This is a genomic window from Halobellus sp. Atlit-38R (assembly GCF_003665925.1).
In the GTDB taxonomy this organism is placed as follows: Archaea; Halobacteriota; Halobacteria; order Halobacteriales; family Haloferacaceae; genus Haloquadratum; species Haloquadratum inordinatus.
In genome coordinates this window covers 1-572 of record NZ_QXIJ01000148.1, presented here as the reverse complement: position 1 = coordinate 572, position 572 = coordinate 1, and the positions used below count along the sequence as shown (strand labels likewise).

General features: G+C 73.4%; 1 pseudogene. It reads left to right on the top strand.

From position 1 onward, the window contains the following. Nucleotides 1-537 (top strand): annotated as a pseudogene (locus D3D02_RS18620) (hypothetical protein); the annotation flags it as partial. Nucleotides 538-572 lie beyond the last annotated feature (35 nt).

Genomic DNA, 572 nt, shown 5'->3' with positions numbered 1-572 from the left:
GACGGCACCGACGGCGACGGGAGCGACGGGGACGGCGGCGACGGAGCCGACAGCGACGACGAGGAGGTAACGACGGTCGTCCAGCAGGTCGGTGCCGCGCTCTCGGGCCCCGCGTGGGACCGGACCGAGCGGCGCGGCTTCTGTACGCTGATCGCCGAGGAGGGGGACGCCTCGTGGCTCCTCGACGACGCGCCCGAAGCGGTCCGCGCGTTCGTCGAGGAGACCGACTTCGCGGCGTCGGTGCTCGTCTACGTCGAGTCCGTCGGTCCCGACACCTGCCACGACGAGATCACGTTCGATAGCACCGGCATGGGCGTCGAGGACGGGACCTTCGTCGCGGACGCGACGGTCCAGGGGCCGGGGAGCGACGACGTCGCCTGCGGCGAGGCGATCACCTACCCGGCCGCGCTGATCCGGGTCACGAGCGACCCGCTCCCCGACGCGGCCCGGCTCACCGTCACCGACGGCTGGGGCGAGACGGGGACGGTGCGCGACGAGGAAGGCGTCCCGGACTCGGGCCGGCTCGCCGGCGGGATCTGATCCGCCGGGGACAGCTCGACCGTTCCTGTTTC